Source organism: Synechococcus sp. RS9916 (assembly GCF_000153825.1).
In the GTDB taxonomy this organism is placed as follows: Bacteria; Cyanobacteriota; Cyanobacteriia; order PCC-6307; family Cyanobiaceae; genus Synechococcus_C.
Genome location: NZ_DS022299.1, coordinates 1,722,674 through 1,740,274 on the forward strand (window position 1 = coordinate 1,722,674; position 17,601 = coordinate 1,740,274).

The following is a 17,601-nucleotide window of genomic DNA, read 5'->3' on the forward strand; positions in this document are numbered from 1 at the left end:
GATCCTTTCTGACCATGCGCCAGATCAACTTCGGCCTGATCTTCGCCTTCGGCCTGGTGATGGTGTTCTTCACCTTGGAGAACACCGCGGCCACCACGGTGCACTTCCTTCCCGGCCTGCAATACACCCTTCCACTAGCCGCCGTGCTGCTCGTGGCTTCAGGGGTGGGAGCCGTTTCCGCCTGGTTCTTCGCCGCCTGGAGCGGCATGCTCAACACGGTGGAAACGCTTGGCAAAGAAGAGGAGATGCAAGCCCAACAGGTGCGCATCGAGGAACTGGAAACCGACCTCAACCGCTATCGGTCCACCGTCGAGACCCAGCTCGGACTTTTACCCTCCGCCAAGGTCAGCACAGATGGCGACCAGAACTCTGAGATTGACCAGCTTGATGTCAGTGCATCCTGAGCTGGCGAAGAGGCTTCAACACCGATACCTTGCGAGCAGACTGGGTTGAGTGGTGTCCGAGATCAGCCGAAGTCAGCGCGCTGATGCCGGAGCACGCCTCGCCATCAGGCTTCTCCAGGACGCTGCCCAACGAGGCGACCTCGACCCCTGGGATGTCGATGTCATCGCAGTTGTCGATGGCTTTCTTGACCAGCTGCGCCAACGCATTGAAGTGCCGCGTCAGGTGCATGCGGCTCTGCAGGGCCGAGGCGGGAGCTACGAGCGCGATCTGGCCGACAGCAGCGAAGCGTTCCTCGCCGCCTCCGTGCTGGTGGGCCTCAAAGCCGAACTACTGGAGGCGCAAACCTTTCCGCCCGAGCCCGTCTTCGAAGAAGGCTTCGAAGCGGAGCTTGGAGACCAAGGCTGGCTGGATCCCGACTTCAACTTGCCCAGACGACCGGAACGGCACCTGGAGCGGCGGCCTGTTGCACCTCCACCGCTACGGAGACCCGTCACCCTGGGCGAGCTGATCGAACAGCTGGAATCCATTGCCGAGCAGCTGGAAACCGACGAGCTGGAAATGCGTCGGCGGCAGAAGAAAAAACGCTTCAGCAACCGCGAAGCGATTGCCCAGGTGGCCGCTCTGGCCCACCGAGAGAAACTGCCCGAGACCACCGCCGCTCTGGGGGTCTTTCTGCAGGAATGGGAAGAGGGCCTGCACTGGACCGATTTCGAACAGCTGGTGCTGCGCTGGTGCGAAGTAGCACCCCCTGACCTCGACACTGACCGGGTCGGCGTGTTCTGGGCCCTGCTCTTTCTCTCCTCCCAGGGGCAAGTGGAACTACAGCAGGAGGGGTCTCTGCATGGCCCTCTCCAACTGAAACGTCTTCTCGCCCCCGGAAGCATGGCCCAGCTGCCGATCACCAGGCTTGACGTGCCAGCTGTTGTGCCGGCCGGAGAAGCGGTTGCTGCTTGATCTGGCCTTTATGTTGACCTATCGATCTGAGGCCTGAAGCGCCATGAAGGCGATGATCCTGGCGGCCGGCAAGGGGACGCGGGTACAGCCGATCACGCATGTGATCCCCAAGCCGATGATTCCCATCCTGCAGAAGCCAGTGATGGAATTTCTGCTGGAGCTCCTCAAGGAGCACGGGGTCAAAGAGGTGATGGTGAATGTCTCCCACCTCGCCGAAGAGATCGAAAACTATTTCCGCGATGGCCAGCGCTTCGGCGTGGAAATCGCTTACAGCTTCGAGGGCCGGATTGAAGACGGCGAACTGATCGGTGATGCGCTGGGATCCGCTGGGGGTCTCAAAAAGATCCAGGATTTCCAGCCCTTTTTCGATGACACCTTCGTGGTGCTCTGCGGCGATGCCCTGATCGATCTCGACCTGAGTGAAGCGGTCCGCCGCCACCGGGAGAAAGGCGCCATCGCCAGCATCGTCACCAAGCGCGTCCCCCGGGATCAGGTGAGCAGCTACGGCGTTGTGGTGACCGATGACGCCGGTCGCATCAGTGCCTTCCAGGAAAAGCCCACGGTTGATGAAGCCCTGAGCGACACGATCAACACCGGCATCTACATCTTCGAGCCGGAGATCTTCGCGCACATTCCCTCGGGTCAAGCCTTTGACATCGGCTCTGATCTGTTCCCAAAGCTGGTGGAGCAAGACGCTCCCTTCTACGCCCTACCAATGGATTTCGAGTGGGTGGATATCGGCAAAGTGCCCGACTACTGGCAAGCCATTCGCAGCGTGCTTCTGGGCGAGGTCCGTCAGGTGGGCATCCCGGGCAAAGAAGTCCGTCCGGGCGTGTTCACCGGCCTGAATGTGGCCGCCAATTGGGACAAGATCAACGTGCAGGGTCCTGTCTACGTGGGTGGCATGACCAAAATTGAAGACGGTGCCACCCTGATCGGCCCGGCCATGATTGGGCCCAGTTGCTCGATCTGCGAAGGAGCAGTGATCGACAACTCGATCATCTTCGACTATTCGCGAATCGGCCCTGGCGTCCAGTTGGTGGAAAAACTGGTGTTCGGCCGCTACTGCGTGGGCAAAGACGGCGACCACTTTGACCTGCAGGAGGCAGCCCTCGACTGGTTGATCACCGATGCCCGCAGAGCTGATCTGATCGAACCCTCCCCGCAGCAAAAGGCCATGGCCGAACTGCTGGGCACAGACCTCACACCGACGCCAGGGGGCTGATCCCCGCTTGATCCAGCACCAGCGGTAGGCGTTCTTCGGCGCGCACTGCCATCAGATGCACCCCCTGGGCCACACCGAGGTAGGAGCGCACCTGTTCAGCTGCAATAGCGATGCCCTCAGCAGCTGGATCAGCAGCAGCATCAAGGCGCGCAATCAAGGACTCCGGGATACAGGCACCCGGCACCATGCGATTGATGAATAGGGCGTTCTTGGCCGACTTCAGCAGAAACACCCCCGCCAACACCGGCAACTCCAGCGGTTCAGCCACCTGACGGCAAAAATCCTCCAGCACCGCCGCATCCATCACCATTTGCGTCTGCACAAAGCGGGCACCAGCGTCACGCTTGCGCTCCAGGCGACGCAACAACCCACTCTGACTGGGGCAATGGGGATCTGCAGCCGCTCCGGCAAACAGCGCCGTCGGACCATCGGGGAGACGCTCCTTCACAGGGTCCTCGCCGCGGTTAAAAGCCGTGACCTGGCGCAGCAACCGCACGGACTCAAGCTCATTCACCGGCCGAGCTGCGGGCTGATCACCGGCTCGCACTGGATCACCGGTAAGACACAGCAGATTGCGGATCCCGAGGGCATGGGCACCAAGCAGATCTGCCTGCAAACCGATCCGGTTGCGATCACGACAGGCCACCTGAAGCACAGGCTCCAGACCGGCATCCAGCAGCAGACGACACACGGCCAGGCTGCTCATGCGCATCACAGCACGACTGCCATCGGTGACATTAATGGCGTGCACACGGCCCCGCAGTGCTTCTGCCATGGCCAGGGTGTGGGACACATCACCACCCCTGGGAGGCATCACCTCGGCTGTGATTGTTGCTGCCCCGGCTGCCAGATTGCGCTGCAGCGCCGTGGTCTCCATCCCAAATTGCGTTTACCCAGCAGCCACTATGGGGGATCGGGATCACACTGGTGGAACGTGCCTAGGATGATCAAATGATGGGGAGGCAGCGACGATGAGCAGCGGCGGCACTCCGGGCTCGATGAGCGTTTCCCTCTCCGGACGCGAACTGGAAATCATCGAGCTGGTGGCTGAAGGGCTCACCAACCAGGAGATTGCCGAGCGACTCACCATCAGCAAGCGAACCGTGGACAACCACGTGAGCAATGTGTTCACCAAAACCGGATCCAAAAACCGGGTGGCGCTGCTGAATTGGGCGATGGATCACGGCAAGATCTGCCGGGATGGCTTCAACTGCTGTGCCCTTCCTGACGACGGGACCGACGCTTCTTGAATCCCGGCACCGCTGGCCTGGGCATGGGCAACAACGAACAACTTGAAAGCGGAAGCCCGAAGAGCTGGGCATAGGCCTCGCAGGCCTCCACATCACCACCCATGAAGCGGAGGATGCCGTCGTTGTCGTAGAGGCCATACATTGCCTCACCTCCCGCAATCAGGGTTGTCAACCAGCTGCGCCGAGCAGCCCCGACACTTACCCCGCAAATCTAAAGCAAATCAAAAGAATCTTTCAAGTCGCTCGGCCAGCGCGAAAGGGGATGGGAAGCCAGAGCAGCATTGCTCCAGCGGTTGTCTCCTGTGATTTCCAGACCGCACCAGGAGGGCAGCTCCAGTGGCGTATCAACAGACGGAAGTTCTACCTCTGCGAGCACAAGGGGAGCGTTCTCGCCCGCAAAGCAATCCACAACCCAATCCCCACCGGGGAGGTTCAGGGCGTAGCGGGTTTTGGTGAGTTGCTGCGGAGCCAGGAGCCAGAGACCCTCAGCATCCGCCAGGGGCAGCGGATACTCAAACTCATGGCGGGCATACCCTCCCGCAGGAGCCTTGAGGGTCAACCAAGCCTGCTGCGCATCCTTAATGCGCAAACGCACGGTGACCCCCTGCTCCGAACTGGCCAGGTAGCCCTGGCGTAGCGCTTGAGGCGCACCCGCCAAAGCCCGCCAAGCGTCGGAGCAGACCAGAAAGCGTCGTTCGATCTCCAAGGCCATGGGCAACGTCAGTTGGGAGAAGGAGTGGACGCCACCAGGCTGCCGGCCCAATGCAACTTCTGGGCCAGTGTGCGGTAGTAAGACGGCCGCTGATCCAGCTGCAACATCAACGCATGATGGGGCGCGCGCTGCACCACGCAGCACTCTCCTGGATCGAGCACCGTGCCCGAAACGCCATCCTTCCAGAGCTTGACCTGTTGCGCCCCTTCCCCCAGGGGCCAGATCATCAGTCGAGCGCGTGGAGGCACCACCACGGGGCGACTGGACAAGCTCATGGGACAAATCGGACTGACGATGATGGCATCGATCCCTGGATGCAAGATCGGCCCCCCGGAGGCCATGGCATAGCCAGTGGAGCCGGTGGGCGTTGCCAAGATGAGGCCATCACCCCGCACCTGATCCACCACCTCGCCATCAATCTCCAGCTCCAGCGTGCAGGTGGGAGCCAGATCCTCCTGATGGGGACGCAGATACAAATCATTGAAGGCCCAATGACGCTCAGGCCCTTGAACGCCTGTGGCTGGAACGCTTTGGCCCTGCTCGAGGGCACAACGCAGATCACGACCGTGGTGCACCGTGGCCTGCAACATCATCCGCTGCTCCACAGCGAACTGATCGGTTTGCAGACGCTCCCAGAGCTCACATCCACCGAGCATGGAAGGCTCGTGGGTGAGAAAGCCCAGGTGCCCACCCACGTTGAAACAGAGAATCGGCACCTCATGGACTGCAAGGTGGCGAGCAGCTCCGAGCACCGTTCCATCACCACCCAACACCACCGCCAGGTCGGGCAGCTCCGGCTGCGTGGCCAGCAAACCGGGATAAGGATCAGCAGTCTGGCCACTCATGGCCAGCGTGACCTGAACTCCAAGCGAAGACAGATCCTTGGCGCATCGCCGCGCTTCTCGCAGCGCCACGGGACTGTCTGCTCTGTAAATCAACCAGACCCGATCGAGGCGCATGAAGATCAGGCGCCGGCTCTTACCAGCGCAGCAGGTTGAAGCGTTCCATATCCACTGTGACGCGGTTGCGATAAAGCGACAAAAGAATCGCCAGGCCTACAGCGGCTTCAGCAGCGGCCACGGTGATCACAAACACGGCAAACACCTGTCCACGGATGAGATCACCATCCACATAGGAAGAGAAGGCCATCAGGTTGATGTTCACAGCATTGAGCATCAGCTCAATGCTCATCAGCACCCGCACGGCATTGCGGCTGTTGATCAATCCCCAGACGCCAGTGCAGAAGAGCACTGCGGCCAGCAGAAGAAAGGCCTCCAAGGGAACAGATCCGCTCAACAGCTCAGACATGGGGCAGCGATAAAAACGGAACGGTGAAACAAGTGGGGATCAGCCTCCGGCGATCAGGCTGGAGGCTGATCAACCAACAGAGGGGTGCGTGACTTTTCGATCAAGCCCTGATCAGCGGCCTGGCCGGTCCCCAGGTCAGTCGCCTGCACATCACGGCGTGCCAGCACGATCGCACCGATCATCGCCATCAACAGAAGAACGGAGGCGAGCTCAAAGGGAAGCAGGTAGTCGGTGAAGAGGTGTTCACCGATCCGCACGGTGGCGTCTTCACCCACTGCTGCTGGGCCAGGCACGGCCCAGGGGGTAGTCAGAGCCACCCGCACCAAGAGAGCGAAGAGACCGGCACAGACACCACCGGAAATCAGTCGCCGGGTCTGGAGACCCTTAATGGGGGCGAGATCTTCGCGCTTGTTCACGAGCATGATCGCGAACAGGATCAAAACGTTGACCGCACCGACGTAAACCAGCACTTGGGCTGCTGCCACAAAACTGGCATTGAGAAGCAGATAGAGCCCCGCCACCGCCATGAACACACCTCCGAGCAGGAAGGCGGAGTAAACGATGTTGCTGAGAAGCACCACACCGAGGGCGCCGATGGCGACCACGGATGCGAGCACAAGGAAACAGATGAGCTGGGTGGACGCAGCAATCGTCATCCTGCGTTCTCCTCCTTGCTGGGGGCAGTCGTTGAGGATTCTCCCTCATTCGCTGCTGGCTTGGGCAGGGTAGCCAGCACTTGGTCCGGAAGCTGTCCGGCGCGAGGGCGATCAGCTGCAACGCCATGGGGATCCATCTCGCCTGCCGGTAGATAGGCAAGCTCGCGCAATGGCTGCACCGAGGGGTCCGTGGTGACGCTGGTGGGAAGGCGACCCAAAGCGACGTTGTCGAAGTTGAGGCTGTGGCGATCAAAGGCCGCGAGCTCGTACTCCTCAGTCATCGACAGGCAGTTGGTGGGGCAGTACTCCACGCAGTTGCCACAGAAAATACAAACGCCGAAATCGATCGAATAGTTGCGCAGCTCCTTTTTCTTGGTTGCCTTGTTCATCACCCAATCAACGACCGGGAGATTGATCGGGCAGACACGAACGCACACCTCACAGGCGATGCATTTGTCGAACTCGTAGTGAATGCGCCCCCTGTAACGCTCCGATGGAATCAGCTTCTCGTAGGGGTACTGCACCGTGACAGGACGGCGCTTCATGTGGTCAAACGTGACCGCCAACCCCTGGGTCAGATTGCGGGCGGCATCAACGGCATCCCTGGTGTAGTCACCAACCTGCTTGAGGAATCCGAACATGGCCTGGGTGAAGGAAAAACGGGGAGCGGGTGAGAAGTTGCGAGCGCCGGATCAGCCGCCGAACGCGACAGGAAAAGCGAGCTTGAGAGCTGCCGTCACCAGCAGATTGACCAGGGCCAGAGGCAGAAGGAACTTCCACCCCAGGTTGAGCAGCTGGTCGATGCGCACGCGGGGTGTGGTCCACCGCAGCAGGATGGCGAAGAACACCAGCAGGTAGGCCTTGAGCACAGTCATGACGATGCCCACGGTGCCCGTGATCACCTGCACCAAAGGCGCATCCACCGACTGACCCAGCCAGCCAGCCAGCCACTCGACCGGAATCGGGAAGCCCCAGCCTCCGAGGTAGAGAACGGAAACCAGAAGCGCCGAAAGCACCAGGTTGATGTAGCTGCCCAGATAGAAGAGGGCAAACTTCATGCCGGCGTATTCAGTCTGGTAGCCGGCCACCAGTTCCTCTTCAGCCTCAGGGAGGTCAAAGGGAAGGCGCTCACATTCCGCCAGGGCGCAGATCCAGAAAATCAGGAAGCCCACGGGCTGGCGCCAGATGTTCCAACTCAGCAAACCCGCACCGGTCTGTTGATTGACGATGTCGATGGTGCTGAGCGAGTTGCTCATCATCACGATCGCCAAAACGGCCAGCGCCAGTGGGATCTCGTAGCTGATCGACTGCGCCGCGGCCCTCAGTCCACCCAGCAGGGAATATTTGTTGTTGGAGGCATAACCACTCATCAGCAGACCAATGGGCTGAATGCTGCTGAGTGAAATCCATAGAAAAATGCCGATGCCCACATTGCTGACCAGCAGGTTCTGACCGAACGGAACGATCAACCAGGACAAGATCACTGGCACCACCACCAGCACGGGGCCGAGGGTGAACAGCAGGCTGTCGGCACGCGCCGGAATGATGTCTTCCTTCACCAGGAGCTTGAGGCCATCAGCCAGAGGCTGGAGCACCCCAAGAGCACCGGCGTATTCAGGACCAATGCGCTGCTGAACGGCCGCCGAGATTTTGCGCTCTAGCCAGACCGTGACCAGCACCCCGACCACAGCCGCCACCAGCACCAGCAGCATCGGCAGCGGCAGCCAGATCAGATGAGCCAGATCTGAGGAGAGGCCAAACCCTTGCAAAGCCTCACTGAAGCTGCGCTCCAGATCGAGGCCGGGCGTTACCAGGGCCGTCGTTGTGGTGGCGAAGGGGGGCACCATGTTCACGGTTGTGATGAGGGCAACTTAGGCGCCCGCAGCCGGAAGGCGGCTTTCGAGCGGAATCCAACGGCGCTGTTCACTGCCGGTATAGATCTGCGAAGGGCGGAAAATCCTGTTGGCGCCGAGCTGTTCGCGCCAGTGGGCCAGCCAGCCAGCCACGCGGGAGATCGCAAACACCGGCGTGAACAGATCCCGAGGAATGCCCAGCTTGCGGTACACGAGCCCGGAATAGAAATCCACATTCGGATAGATGCCCTTGGGACCGAGACGGGTTTCAGCCGCCTCTTCGAGGGCACGGGCCACGTCGTACAGATCGTCGTGGCCGAAGCGCTCGAACATCTCCTCGGCGAGCGCCTGAAGGATCACTGCACGCGGATCTTTGACCTTGTATTCCCTGTGCCCGAAACCCATCACCTTGCGCTTGTTGGCAATGGCCTCATCGAGGTAAGACGCAGCCTGATCAGGGGAACCGATCTCCTCCAACATCGCGAGCACATCCTCATTCGCCCCTCCATGCAGGGGGCCGGCCAGGGTGCCAACAGCTGAAGCCACCACCGCGTACGGATCGGTCAGCGTGCTGGCGGTGACGCGTGCACTGAAGGTGCTCGCATTCAGGCTGTGCTCGGCATGGAGTATCAGACAGCGGTCAAAAATCCTGGCTGCAAAGGGATCAGGCTCCCGCTCGGTGAGCATGTAGAGGAAATTGGCGGAATAGGCCAGGTCATCCCGGGGCTGAATCGGATCCTGACCTTTCCGGATCAGCTGGAACGCCGCCACCATCGTGGGGATTTTGGCGATCAGCCGCACCACTGCGGCATAGATGTATTTGGGGTCATCAATCGCCCGGCGGGAATAGAACAACCCCAGAGATGCCGCACTGGACTGGAGGGCATCCATGGGATGGCCGGTGGCCGGGAAGCACTTCATCATGTCCCGCACCCGGAAGCTCACCCGCCGGTGCATTTGCACCTCGTGCTCAAAGGCCTGGAGCTGCGCAGCCGTGGGCAGTTCGCCCCAGATCAGCAAATAGGCCGTTTCCAGGAATGTGCTTTCAGCCGCCAGCTCTTCGAGGGGGTAGCCGCGATACGACAAACGGCCCAACTGGCCATCGATATCGCAGATGGATGACTGGGTGGCAGGCACGCCATCCAAACCCGGACGGAACACAATGCCCGTGCGCTCGTGGCGGATCTCGTCTGCGGAAGCCTGTGCCACCCCCAACCTGCGTCGCTCAAGCAACCTTATCGGCACCGTGCGACGCCCGCCTTCACCCCTGCAGCGCACCAGGCCGCAGCAGCAACTCAAGTCGGGCTGCCCCCCTCCAGGTTGCAGCGTCCGCTGGCAACTGGAGATGCAACCAACCCGCCTTACGCAAGCGCAGCGCCCCAGCAGGTGCACCGATCAAGACAGCCGCCAGGGAACTGAGATCCGGTTCATGACCGACCAAAAGAACACTGCGCTCTTGGAAGGGGAACAGGGCCTGAGGATCCCCGCCTGGAACGAGCCAATCCGACACTTCTGGGAGCGGGGCCAGGCCAGCCCGGTGGGCCAGCCACGCGGTCTCAAGCGCGCGGACGTAGGGACTGCTAATCAGCCGTTCTGCCCGAACCCCGAGCTGGGCCAGATGGTTGACCACAGCTGCTGTGCGCTGCCTCCCCCGCAGCGTGAGCGAACGATCGGGGTGATCCAGACCATCCATGCGCTCCTGGGCGATGCCATGGCGGAACAGAAACAGATCAACCCAGGTTGAGGAGCACACGCAGGCGCAGGGTGTCACTGCCATCAGGCTGTTCACGACCCGTGGCGTTGTCAGATGACGATGCCGGTCCGACAGCCAGCGCCAGGCCCTGAACCGGTTCGAGCAGAGACCGACCCGCCACGGTTTGCACAAACGCCCAAGGCCGCCACTCCCGCAGCTGCACGCGACTGAGTGGGGCGGCCAGCGCCAGCTGCTGTGGGAGTCGGGTCTCCCGATCCGCCAGGGCGGTCAGCTGCTGGAGCCTTGGTTGCAGCGCTTTCTCGTCGCGGCGCTGTTGCAAGGCATCCAGGCTGCCACCCCACCACTCCTGGTTGCCATCCTTGGCCAGGGCCACCGCCAACTGAGCCTGGAGCGAATCGGTGCCATGGCTGCGTTTGCGCTGGAGCTTGGTCCAGACCGTGAGTGGACCTCGATCGGCCTCCAGCGACGACGCGGCGAGACCCTGTTGCTGCAAGGCCGCATCAACAGCTTCCGAGCCGGGGTGACCAGCCCGGGTACCCAGCAACCAGCCCTGAGACTGTTGTTCCCACAACAGAGGGCCATCGGTGCGGGTGGTGATCGCATCCACAGCAGGTGCAGAGAGAGCCTTCAGCTGCGCCAGAACAACGGGACCAAGCCATTGCGCCAGCGGGTCGTCACTCTCAGGCTGCAACAGCGCTGACGGGTTGTTGAGCAGGGCCAACGCCTGGGCATCACCGCCGGCTCCGCTCAACAAAGCCTCCCCTGCAGCTGCTGCACCACCTGAGGAGCCAGCGGAGACAACAGGAGCACGAAAGCGCAACATGCCATCCACGCTCAGATCAGCCCCCTGCAACCCGAGGGCCGCCACCAGACCTTCCAAGTCGGGATGCTGCACCAGCTCAGCAGGCATCCCCAGCCACGTGCTGAGAGCCTGCGGTGAAGCCGTCACGACGGCGACCCCTTCACCCAATTGATTGAGGCGTTGCTTCAGATCCTCATCCCCGAGCTGATGCATTGCATCGAGCTGGGAGACATCGAGGGCCTGCTCGAGCACCCCCCGGCCGGATGCCAACAGCAACAGGTCGTCGTCGATCAGAGCTGTGGCGAGGGGCTGGGGGTCCCTGCCCAACAGCGCACCACGGCCACTGATCACCCCCATGCCGCGATACCGGCTGATCTGCAGATCCGTTCCAGCCAGGCTGCGGGTCTGCCAGAAGCGCTGCAGGAAGCGTTTGGCACCATCCTGATCACGGCTGGAAAGGGCCAGCACCCAGCCAAGACGGCCTTCCCCTGGCGCTGGATCCAGCAGCGAGAGGCTCACCTGAGGGCCGATCCAATCGGCCAATTCATCACTGAACTCAAGACCCGCCAAAGCGAAGGCACCATCCCGCAACTGCTGAACGGCATCCCGCGCATCCCGGCGTTGCTTCGCAGGTGCGACAGCCTGGGCGTAGGCGGGAAGACGCCCTGGATCGACGAGCCAATGCAGGCTGAGGGCCGACTGACGGGGAACGAAACGGGCTGCCCGCGGGAGCTCGAGGGGCTGCTGCGCGAGTCGCAGCGGACTCTGCTGCGCCATCGCCCACCACAAGCCAGCAGCAGCGGTAAGCATCACCACCACTGAAGCAGCAACTGCGAGAAAAAAGGAGCGGGCCTTCATGGGCCGGCGATCAGGTCACTTGACGACATCTTTATCCATCTGCGGGTGGATGCCAGGGGTGGCTTCAGAATTCCGCCATGCCTGATACCTCTCCCGACGGCCTGCCCAGGCCCCTCTCCGCCAAGGAGCTGCAGCGACTTCTGAACGACACGCCGCGCCCCAGGATCGTGGATGTGAGGGAACAGCAAGAGTTGGTCATCGCTCCTTTCCCTGGCCCCGTGGAGCATTTACCCCTCAGTGCTGCCGAGCAATGGATGGAGGGACTGCCTGAACAATTCGAGATTGACCAACCCGTGGTGGTGCTTTGCCACGCCGGCGTCCGCAGCTGGCAATTCGGTTGCTGGCTCCTCGCGCAACGGCCAGAGCTCAGCGTCTGGAACCTTGAGGGGGGCATCGATGCCTGGAGTGTGCAGGTCGATCCCAGTGTTCCGCGGTACTGAGCAAACCCCCGTACGATCGCGCTGGTGACACCAACGCCGTGGATTCCCTGCCCAGCCGACAACAGGAGGTGCTGCGGGCGACGGTTCATCACTACGTGGACACGATCGAGCCAGTGGGCAGCCGCACCCTGGTGAAACGGTTCGGGCTGCAGGCCAGCTCCGCCACCGTGCGTTCGGCAATGGGGGCCCTGGAGCAGCGAGGCCTGCTGACCCAGCCACACACCTCCGCGGGCCGCGTGCCCAGTGCAAAGGGATACAGGCACTACGTGGATTGCCTGCTCCCTCAACCGGGGGCAGCCGCTCAGTATCTCGAGCAGGAGCTAACCCAACTCAGCCTGCGGTGGGCCGCCCTCGACGACCTGCTGCAACAGATGACCCGCAGGCTCACCGATTTCACCGGTCTGATGAGCCTGATCACCCATCCGAGCCGCCGGCAACCGGCCCTGGAGGCCATTCGGCTGGTGCGCAGTGACGATCGTCTGCTGGTGATGCTGGTGGAGAACTCCAGCCAAGCCCACCACCTCAATCTGCGGCTTCCACACGGCAGCGAGGGGCAAATCGAGGCGATGGAGGCATGGACGCGACGCCAACTGGCGCAGAACGGCAACGGTGGGCTCGACTGGCAAGCCCTACCCAGGGAACTGCAGGCCTGCGGCCGTCCTTTGCGTGATGCCATCAACAGCCACCAGCAGCGGCAAACACCCCAGGAAGCGACGGCCCTATTCCATGGCGTGTCACGGCTGATCGCTGAGCCGGAATTCAGCCAGAGCGCACGTGTCCGCCCGCTGCTGGAACTGATGGATGAGCAACCAACCGCCCTGGTGCCGGCAGACGGCTCCCCCAGCAGTGGGGTGTGGATCGGCGAGGAGCACCCCCAAACGGAGCTGCACCACTGCTCCGTGGTGCAGGCGACGTACCGAAGCGGGGGCGAAGGCATCGGCCAGGTGGCCCTGGTGGGCCCGATGCGCATGGCCTATGCAACGGCCCTGGCTGCGGTCCAATCGGTGGCCCGCACCCTCGAGCGTTTACTGGCCTGAAGCCGCAGGGGAAGGGACGCCTCAGCCCCCCAACGCACTGCCGAGCTTCTCAGCCACCGTGTTGACATCCTTGTCGCCGCGGCCACTGCAGTTGATCACCACTTCAGTGCCATCGGGAAGTGTGGGGCAAAGGGTCTCCAACCAGGCGAACGCATGGGCGGTTTCCAGGGCCGGAATGATGCCCTCGAGCTGACTCACCAGTTGCAGGGCTGCGAGTGCTTCCGCATCAGTCACCGCCCCATATTCCGCACGACCGATCTCGCGCAGGTAGCTGTGCTCTGGGCCAACGCCGGGATAGTCGAGGCCCGCACTAATGGAGTGCGCCTCTTGAATCTGGCCGTCTTTGTCTTGCAGGAGGAGGCTCATCGCACCGTGCAGCACGCCAGCACGCCCTTCCGTCATGGTGGCGGCATGGCGACCGGTCTCAACCCCATCGCCTGCTGCCTCAACGCCGATCAGGCGCACGTCAGGGCAGGTCACAAACTCATGGAACAGGCCCATGGCGTTGGAACCACCACCAACACAAGCCAGGAGGACATCCGGTAGGCGACCGAAGGCCTCACTGCATTGCTGGCGCGTTTCTCTGCCGATCACCGCATGGAAATCGCGGACCAACATCGGATAGGGGTGGGGTCCCGCAACGGAACCAAGGATGTAGTGGGTCGTTTCCACATTGGTCACCCAGTCGCGGATCGCTTCGCTGGTGGCGTCTTTCAAGGTGGCGGTGCCAGCCGTCACCGGTTGCACGGTGGCACCGAGCAAGCGCATGCGGAAGACGTTGAGGGCCTGACGGCGCATGTCTTCAGCGCCCATGTAGATGACGCACTCCAAGCCGAAGCGCGCACACACGGTGGCGGTGGCCACGCCGTGCTGACCCGCTCCGGTCTCGGCAATGATCCGCTTTTTGCCCATGCGCAGGGCCAATAGCGCTTGGCCAAGGGCGTTGTTGATCTTGTGGGCGCCGGTGTGATTGAGGTCCTCCCGCTTGAGCCAGATGCGGGGGCCGCCGTCAGCGCGGCGGTAATGGGCCGTCAATCGCTCCGCCTCATAGAGCGGTGTCGCACGCCCCACATAGGACCGGAGCAACCGGTCGAGCTCTGATGTGAAGGCAGGATCACTCCAGGCTTGGGCCGCCGCTTGTTCCAGCTCGGCAAGCGCCGGCATCAGGGTTTCGGGCACGTATTGCCCCCCAAAGCGACCGAACCGGCCCGAAGCGGCAGGCCGTGAACTCACGGCCAGATCCTGAGCGGTGGGCTTAGGGGGCAGGGTGCTGGTCACAGAGCGTCTGACCGCGCGTGCGGCCGCTGAAGCGTTGACTCAGCGTAAGCAGGCGATCACACGATGCCGAGGATCACAAGCACTGACCTGCAGTGCATGGAAACCCGCATCCCTGAGAGCGGCTTCCATATCCAAGGCGAAATATTGCTCGATATAGGGCTCTGTGCTCTTCAGCAACGTGGCCACTGGTGCTGGCAACCGCTGCAAAACCGACGACGCCGGATCTTGATCCACCATCACCAGCGCTCCACCGGGACGCAACACACGAAACGCCTCAGCCAGGACATCCCGGGTTGCAGCCTGAGGCAGCTCATGACAGACGAACTGCACGCTGATTAAGTCGACGGAACCCTTCGGCAGGCCGGTGTGTTCCGCCGCTCCATGGCGCCACTCCGCCACGGCCCCGTTCCGGTCACGAACCCGTGCCACCGCCAACATTTCAGGAGACAGATCAAGGCCCATGACGCTGGGCGAGGCCTCCCCCTGACGTTCCGCCCGTTGGCGCAACCACTCCGCCAGGGCTTGCGTGCTCACCCCAACAGAACAGCCAAGATCCAGCACCTGGTGCAACGGGCCAGTGAGGAGGGGCTCGACAGCCGCGTGGATTGCGTCCCGTAGCCGCTTCTGAGCTTGATCTGGGGAAAGATCCTCGTCGGGCCAGATCCGCAGAGCCATGGCATCCGTGGCCTGCTCAGCTTCAGCGGCAGCCTGCCAGCAGAGATTGCCTTGCTCATAGGCATGAAACCGCGCGACGTAGTACTCCGGAGTTTCGACCTCAGCAGTTGTGCTTTGGGCCAGCAGGGGAGCTGCAGCCGCCTGCAATTCCGCCCGTCGCTGGCGCCAGGGGATGCCGTTCCGTTCTGCCGTGCGAATAATCAACTGCCGCGCCTGAAAAAACAACGGCCGGCGCAGAATGCCAATCCGGATCAGTCGTTCGATCCAACGACCCAAACCCTGGCTGGAGTCAGCCCAACCAGGTGCAGCGGTGGGAGCAGTCATCAGCGAGGCGACGGAGAACGGCAGGATGGAGTGGATTGCGGGTGAGCAATGCCGAAAGGAGGCTGGCAAGAATTCAGCAGCGCTGACAGTCTGCAGCGCCCAAGCGGCCCAGCATCAGCCCCCACGCCCAAGGCGCAGCAAATGGTGCGGGTGCAACCCACCCGCGGAGGACGCGGTGGCAAAACAGTCACCGTGATCCGCGGACTGGAACTGGACGCTGCCGGCTTCAAGGCCCTGCTCAAAAAACTCAAGAGCCGTATCGGCAGCGGTGGTACCGCCAAGGACGGTGTGGTGGAACTCCAGGGGGACCAGGTGGATCTCACCCTGGAGCTGCTTGCCAAGGAGGGCTATCGCCCCAAACGCGCGGGCGGCTGACGCAACGGAGTGGGAGACAATGGCGCGACGAGAACGCCGACACCCCATGACCGCCTCCCCCACTTACGGCCAGCTCACCAACCAGGGCGCTTCCACCAACATCGCCTGGCACCACGCCTCAGTCGATCGGGCTGCCCGGGCGGATCAGCGCGGTCATCGCAGCGCCATCCTCTGGTTCACCGGCCTCAGCGGCGCCGGCAAAAGCACCCTGGCCAATGCCGTAAACCAGGCCTTGTTTGAGCGAGGACTGGCCACCTACGTGCTGGATGGCGACAACGTTCGCCACGGCCTCTGCAAAGACCTGGGGTTTTCCGACGCTGACCGGGAGGAAAACATTCGCCGCATCGGCGAAGTGGCGAAGCTGTTCCTCGACTCCGGTGTGATCGTGCTTACCGCCTTCGTCTCTCCCTTCCGTGCCGACCGCGACAAAGCTCGTGCCCTGGTGGACGACGGCGACTTCATCGAAGTGTTCTGCTCTGCCGATCTGGGGGTCTGTGAGGAACGCGACACCAAAGGGCTCTATGCCAAGGCGCGGGCCGGCGAAATCAAGGAGTTCACCGGCATCTCCAGCCCTTATGAAGCCCCCGAATCCCCCGAGCTGTCGGTCGATACCGGTGCGGCGGCTCTGGACGCTTGCGTTGAACAGGTGGTGAACGCCCTGATCGAACGCGGCGTCATTCCGGCTCAGTCCTGAAGGATTCCCGCCAGGCATCCACAAAGGTCTTGGTGCAGCTCGCCACCGGCACCGCCAGCAGCAATCCCAGCAACGAACCAAAACCGAACAGATCACCTGCCCTAGCCCCCAAGGGCAGAACGATCAACAACCAGGCGGGTTGCAGACCCAACAAATTTCCCATCAGGTGAGGCTGAATCACCTGATCCACGATTTGGCCCACAAGAATGGCGGCCACAAGGATTTCGAGGCCGGTGCTCGGATCTTGCACCGCCAGTAGCGCGCTGACGGCCACGATCGTGAGCGCACTGGCGTAGGGGAGCAAGGTGGTGAAGCCGATCAACACCGCGAACAACACGCCGTAGGGAATCCCCAACACCGTGAACACCACCATCTGACCCAAGCTGAGGATCAGGGCTAGCAGCACCTGTCCAGCGAAGTATCCACGGAAGGTGCGCGTGATCGTGGAGACCACCAGATTCCGCCAAGAGTCGGGCAGCCAACGGGCGAGGCCGGCGGTGATTGACTCGCCCCCCAGCAGAAAGAACACCGCCAGCACCAGCACGATCACGATGTTGATCGTGGTGCCGAGGGTCGCACCAAGAATGCCGAGCAGGCGCTGGCTCAATTGACTGGCCACCTGGCTGATGCGGGTGAGGAGATCACTGCTGAGATCACCAAAATCACTGGGCAGCCCCCGCTGCAACGCCCATTCCTGCACCCGATTGATCCACCCCTCGGCCGCTTCAAGCCAGCTGGGCAAGGCATTGATCAGCTGCACCAGCTGATCAATCAACAGCGGAACCAAGGTGAAGCCAGCGAGAACCAAGGTCCCCACGGTGAGCAGCGCCACCACCAAAATCGCCAACCAACGGGGAAGACCACGACGCGTCAGCCACCGCCTGGGAATGTCCAGCAGGAAGGCGATCAGGGCTGACGTGAGGAACAGGCCGGGGAAGGGGGCCAGAGGCAGCAACAGCTGCCGGCAGACGTAGAGATTGAGGGTGAAGAGTGGCAGGGCCAATGCCCAACGCAGCCAGATGGGCCAGGCCATGGAACCAT

General features: G+C 62.2%; 22 protein-coding genes. 8 read left to right on the top strand and 14 right to left on the bottom strand.

Going from position 1 to position 17,601, the window contains the following annotated elements; genetic code table 11:
* The first annotated feature begins 14 nt into the window (after positions 1-14).
* From RS9916_RS09265 to RS9916_RS09275, 3 genes are read left to right on the top strand one after another with little or no spacing between them, the layout of a single operon-like run.
* Positions 15-404 carry a lipopolysaccharide assembly protein LapA domain-containing protein gene (locus RS9916_RS09265; RefSeq protein ID WP_007099107.1) on the top strand — a complete coding sequence of 130 codons (390 nt, stop codon included), beginning with the start codon at positions 15-17 and terminating at the stop codon, positions 402-404.
* 49 nt (positions 405-453) lie between these two features.
* A complete protein-coding gene (locus RS9916_RS09270) occupies positions 454-1,359 on the top strand; it encodes a segregation/condensation protein A (protein WP_007099108.1) in 906 nt (301 codons plus the stop codon).
* A gap of 43 nt (positions 1,360-1,402) precedes the next feature.
* Positions 1,403-2,584: an NDP-sugar synthase gene (locus tag RS9916_RS09275; protein ID WP_007099109.1), complete on the top strand. Its 1,182-nt coding sequence runs from the start codon at positions 1,403-1,405 to the stop codon at positions 2,582-2,584.
* Here the strand turns inward: RS9916_RS09275 and RS9916_RS09280 are convergent.
* Entirely contained in the window at positions 2,562-3,461 is a 900-nt protein-coding gene (locus RS9916_RS09280; protein ID WP_007099110.1) for a methylenetetrahydrofolate reductase, read from the bottom strand. The genes RS9916_RS09275 and RS9916_RS09280 overlap by 23 nt on opposite strands.
* A 94-nt stretch (positions 3,462-3,555) precedes the next feature.
* On the opposite strand from RS9916_RS09280, the gene RS9916_RS09285 reads away from it, so the two are divergent.
* On the top strand, positions 3,556-3,834 hold the full coding sequence (locus RS9916_RS09285; RefSeq protein WP_007099111.1) for a helix-turn-helix transcriptional regulator: 279 nt from the start codon (positions 3,556-3,558) through the stop codon (positions 3,832-3,834).
* Here the strand turns inward: RS9916_RS09285 and RS9916_RS13910 are convergent.
* The 10 genes from RS9916_RS13910 to RS9916_RS09330 are packed head-to-tail and all read right to left on the bottom strand — an operon-like array spanning position 3,791 to position 11,737.
* Entirely contained in the window at positions 3,791-4,006 is a 216-nt protein-coding gene (locus RS9916_RS13910; RefSeq protein WP_232199566.1) for a hypothetical protein, read from the bottom strand. The two genes, RS9916_RS09285 and RS9916_RS13910, sit on opposite strands and share 44 nt — an antisense overlap.
* Positions 4,007-4,045: 39 nt before the next feature.
* Positions 4,046-4,546 (bottom strand): CYTH domain-containing protein, encoded by a 501-nt coding sequence (locus tag RS9916_RS09290; RefSeq protein WP_007099113.1) that lies wholly within the window; start codon positions 4,544-4,546, stop codon positions 4,046-4,048.
* 8 nt (positions 4,547-4,554) lie between these two features.
* The gene (locus tag RS9916_RS09295) at positions 4,555-5,505 is read right to left on the bottom strand and encodes an NAD(+) kinase (protein ID WP_007099114.1); all 951 of its coding nucleotides are present in this window, start codon (positions 5,503-5,505) and stop codon (positions 4,555-4,557) included.
* 19 nt (positions 5,506-5,524) lie between these two features.
* Positions 5,525-5,854 (bottom strand): NADH-quinone oxidoreductase subunit NuoK, encoded by a 330-nt coding sequence (gene nuoK / locus RS9916_RS09300; RefSeq protein ID WP_007099115.1) that lies wholly within the window; start codon positions 5,852-5,854, stop codon positions 5,525-5,527.
* 53 nt (positions 5,855-5,907) lie between these two features.
* Positions 5,908-6,510 carry an NADH-quinone oxidoreductase subunit J gene (locus RS9916_RS09305; RefSeq protein WP_007099116.1) on the bottom strand — a complete coding sequence of 201 codons (603 nt, stop codon included), beginning with the start codon at positions 6,508-6,510 and terminating at the stop codon, positions 5,908-5,910.
* Positions 6,507-7,151 (bottom strand): NAD(P)H-quinone oxidoreductase subunit I, encoded by a 645-nt coding sequence (ndhI, locus tag RS9916_RS09310; RefSeq protein WP_007099117.1) that lies wholly within the window; start codon positions 7,149-7,151, stop codon positions 6,507-6,509. The genes RS9916_RS09305 and ndhI overlap by 4 nt, the downstream gene beginning before the upstream one ends.
* A gap of 51 nt (positions 7,152-7,202) precedes the next feature.
* Complete coding sequence (nuoH, locus tag RS9916_RS09315) at positions 7,203-8,357, bottom strand: NADH-quinone oxidoreductase subunit NuoH (protein WP_007099118.1); 1,155 nt, start codon at positions 8,355-8,357, stop codon at positions 7,203-7,205.
* Between the two features lie 24 nt (positions 8,358-8,381).
* A complete protein-coding gene (locus tag RS9916_RS09320; protein ID WP_007099119.1) occupies positions 8,382-9,578 on the bottom strand; it encodes a citrate synthase in 1,197 nt (398 codons plus the stop codon).
* A gap of 46 nt (positions 9,579-9,624) precedes the next feature.
* Entirely contained in the window at positions 9,625-10,116 is a 492-nt protein-coding gene (locus tag RS9916_RS09325) for a histidine phosphatase family protein (RefSeq protein ID WP_007099120.1), read from the bottom strand.
* Positions 10,094-11,737, bottom strand: coding sequence for a DUF3352 domain-containing protein (locus RS9916_RS09330; protein WP_007099121.1), 1,644 nt, complete (start codon positions 11,735-11,737; stop codon positions 10,094-10,096). Before RS9916_RS09330 ends, RS9916_RS09325 begins: the two co-directional genes overlap by 23 nt.
* 77 nt (positions 11,738-11,814) lie before the next feature.
* Between RS9916_RS09330 and RS9916_RS09335 the strand changes: the two genes are divergently transcribed.
* Together RS9916_RS09335 and hrcA are read left to right on the top strand one after the other, a co-directional pair.
* A complete protein-coding gene (locus RS9916_RS09335; RefSeq protein ID WP_007099122.1) occupies positions 11,815-12,177 on the top strand; it encodes a rhodanese-like domain-containing protein in 363 nt (120 codons plus the stop codon).
* Positions 12,174-13,214 carry a heat-inducible transcriptional repressor HrcA gene (gene hrcA / locus RS9916_RS09340; protein WP_050752264.1) on the top strand — a complete coding sequence of 347 codons (1,041 nt, stop codon included), beginning with the start codon at positions 12,174-12,176 and terminating at the stop codon, positions 13,212-13,214. Before RS9916_RS09335 ends, hrcA begins: the two co-directional genes overlap by 4 nt.
* 21 nt (positions 13,215-13,235) lie before the next feature.
* Here the strand turns inward: hrcA and trpB are convergent, their stop codons facing one another.
* A complete protein-coding gene (gene trpB / locus RS9916_RS09345) occupies positions 13,236-14,492 on the bottom strand; it encodes a tryptophan synthase subunit beta (RefSeq protein ID WP_007099124.1) in 1,257 nt (418 codons plus the stop codon).
* A gap of 39 nt (positions 14,493-14,531) precedes the next feature.
* On the bottom strand, positions 14,532-15,491 hold the full coding sequence (locus tag RS9916_RS09350; RefSeq protein WP_007099125.1) for a class I SAM-dependent methyltransferase: 960 nt from the start codon (positions 15,489-15,491) through the stop codon (positions 14,532-14,534).
* Positions 15,492-15,539: 48 nt separating this feature from the next.
* Here RS9916_RS09350 and RS9916_RS09355 point away from each other — a divergent pair, with 48 nt between their 5' ends.
* Positions 15,540-15,866, top strand: a complete 327-nt coding sequence (locus RS9916_RS09355; protein WP_007099126.1) for a translation initiation factor — start codon at positions 15,540-15,542, stop codon at positions 15,864-15,866.
* 46 nt (positions 15,867-15,912) lie between these two features.
* The gene (gene cysC / locus RS9916_RS09360) at positions 15,913-16,560 is read left to right on the top strand and encodes an adenylyl-sulfate kinase (RefSeq protein WP_007099127.1); all 648 of its coding nucleotides are present in this window, start codon (positions 15,913-15,915) and stop codon (positions 16,558-16,560) included.
* Here cysC and RS9916_RS09365 read toward each other — a convergent pair.
* On the bottom strand, positions 16,541-17,593 hold the full coding sequence (locus tag RS9916_RS09365) for an AI-2E family transporter (RefSeq protein WP_007099128.1): 1,053 nt from the start codon (positions 17,591-17,593) through the stop codon (positions 16,541-16,543). The genes cysC and RS9916_RS09365 overlap by 20 nt on opposite strands.
* Positions 17,594-17,601: the final 8 nt, after the last annotated feature.

Coding starts and splice junctions, on each gene's coding strand:
- RS9916_RS09265 (WP_007099107.1), top strand. CDS start 15: ATGCGCCAGATCAACTTCGGCCTGATCTTCGCCTTCGGCCTGGTGATG.
- RS9916_RS09275 (WP_007099109.1), top strand. CDS start 1,403: ATGAAGGCGATGATCCTGGCGGCCGGCAAGGGGACGCGGGTACAGCCG.
- RS9916_RS09280 (WP_007099110.1), bottom strand. CDS start 3,461: ATGGAGACCACGGCGCTGCAGCGCAATCTGGCAGCCGGGGCAGCAACA.
- RS9916_RS09285 (WP_007099111.1), top strand. CDS start 3,556: ATGAGCAGCGGCGGCACTCCGGGCTCGATGAGCGTTTCCCTCTCCGGA.
- RS9916_RS09290 (WP_007099113.1), bottom strand. CDS start 4,546: ATGGCCTTGGAGATCGAACGACGCTTTCTGGTCTGCTCCGACGCTTGG.
- RS9916_RS09295 (WP_007099114.1), bottom strand. CDS start 5,505: ATGCGCCTCGATCGGGTCTGGTTGATTTACAGAGCAGACAGTCCCGTG.
- nuoK (WP_007099115.1), bottom strand. CDS start 5,854: ATGTCTGAGCTGTTGAGCGGATCTGTTCCCTTGGAGGCCTTTCTTCTG.
- RS9916_RS09305 (WP_007099116.1), bottom strand. CDS start 6,510: ATGACGATTGCTGCGTCCACCCAGCTCATCTGTTTCCTTGTGCTCGCA.
- ndhI (WP_007099117.1), bottom strand. CDS start 7,151: ATGTTCGGATTCCTCAAGCAGGTTGGTGACTACACCAGGGATGCCGTT.
- nuoH (WP_007099118.1), bottom strand. CDS start 8,357: ATGGTGCCCCCCTTCGCCACCACAACGACGGCCCTGGTAACGCCCGGC.
- RS9916_RS09330 (WP_007099121.1), bottom strand. CDS start 11,737: ATGAAGGCCCGCTCCTTTTTTCTCGCAGTTGCTGCTTCAGTGGTGGTG.
- RS9916_RS09335 (WP_007099122.1), top strand. CDS start 11,815: ATGCCTGATACCTCTCCCGACGGCCTGCCCAGGCCCCTCTCCGCCAAG.
- RS9916_RS09350 (WP_007099125.1), bottom strand. CDS start 15,491: ATGACTGCTCCCACCGCTGCACCTGGTTGGGCTGACTCCAGCCAGGGT.
- RS9916_RS09355 (WP_007099126.1), top strand. CDS start 15,540: ATGCCGAAAGGAGGCTGGCAAGAATTCAGCAGCGCTGACAGTCTGCAG.
- cysC (WP_007099127.1), top strand. CDS start 15,913: ATGACCGCCTCCCCCACTTACGGCCAGCTCACCAACCAGGGCGCTTCC.
- RS9916_RS09365 (WP_007099128.1), bottom strand. CDS start 17,593: ATGGCCTGGCCCATCTGGCTGCGTTGGGCATTGGCCCTGCCACTCTTC.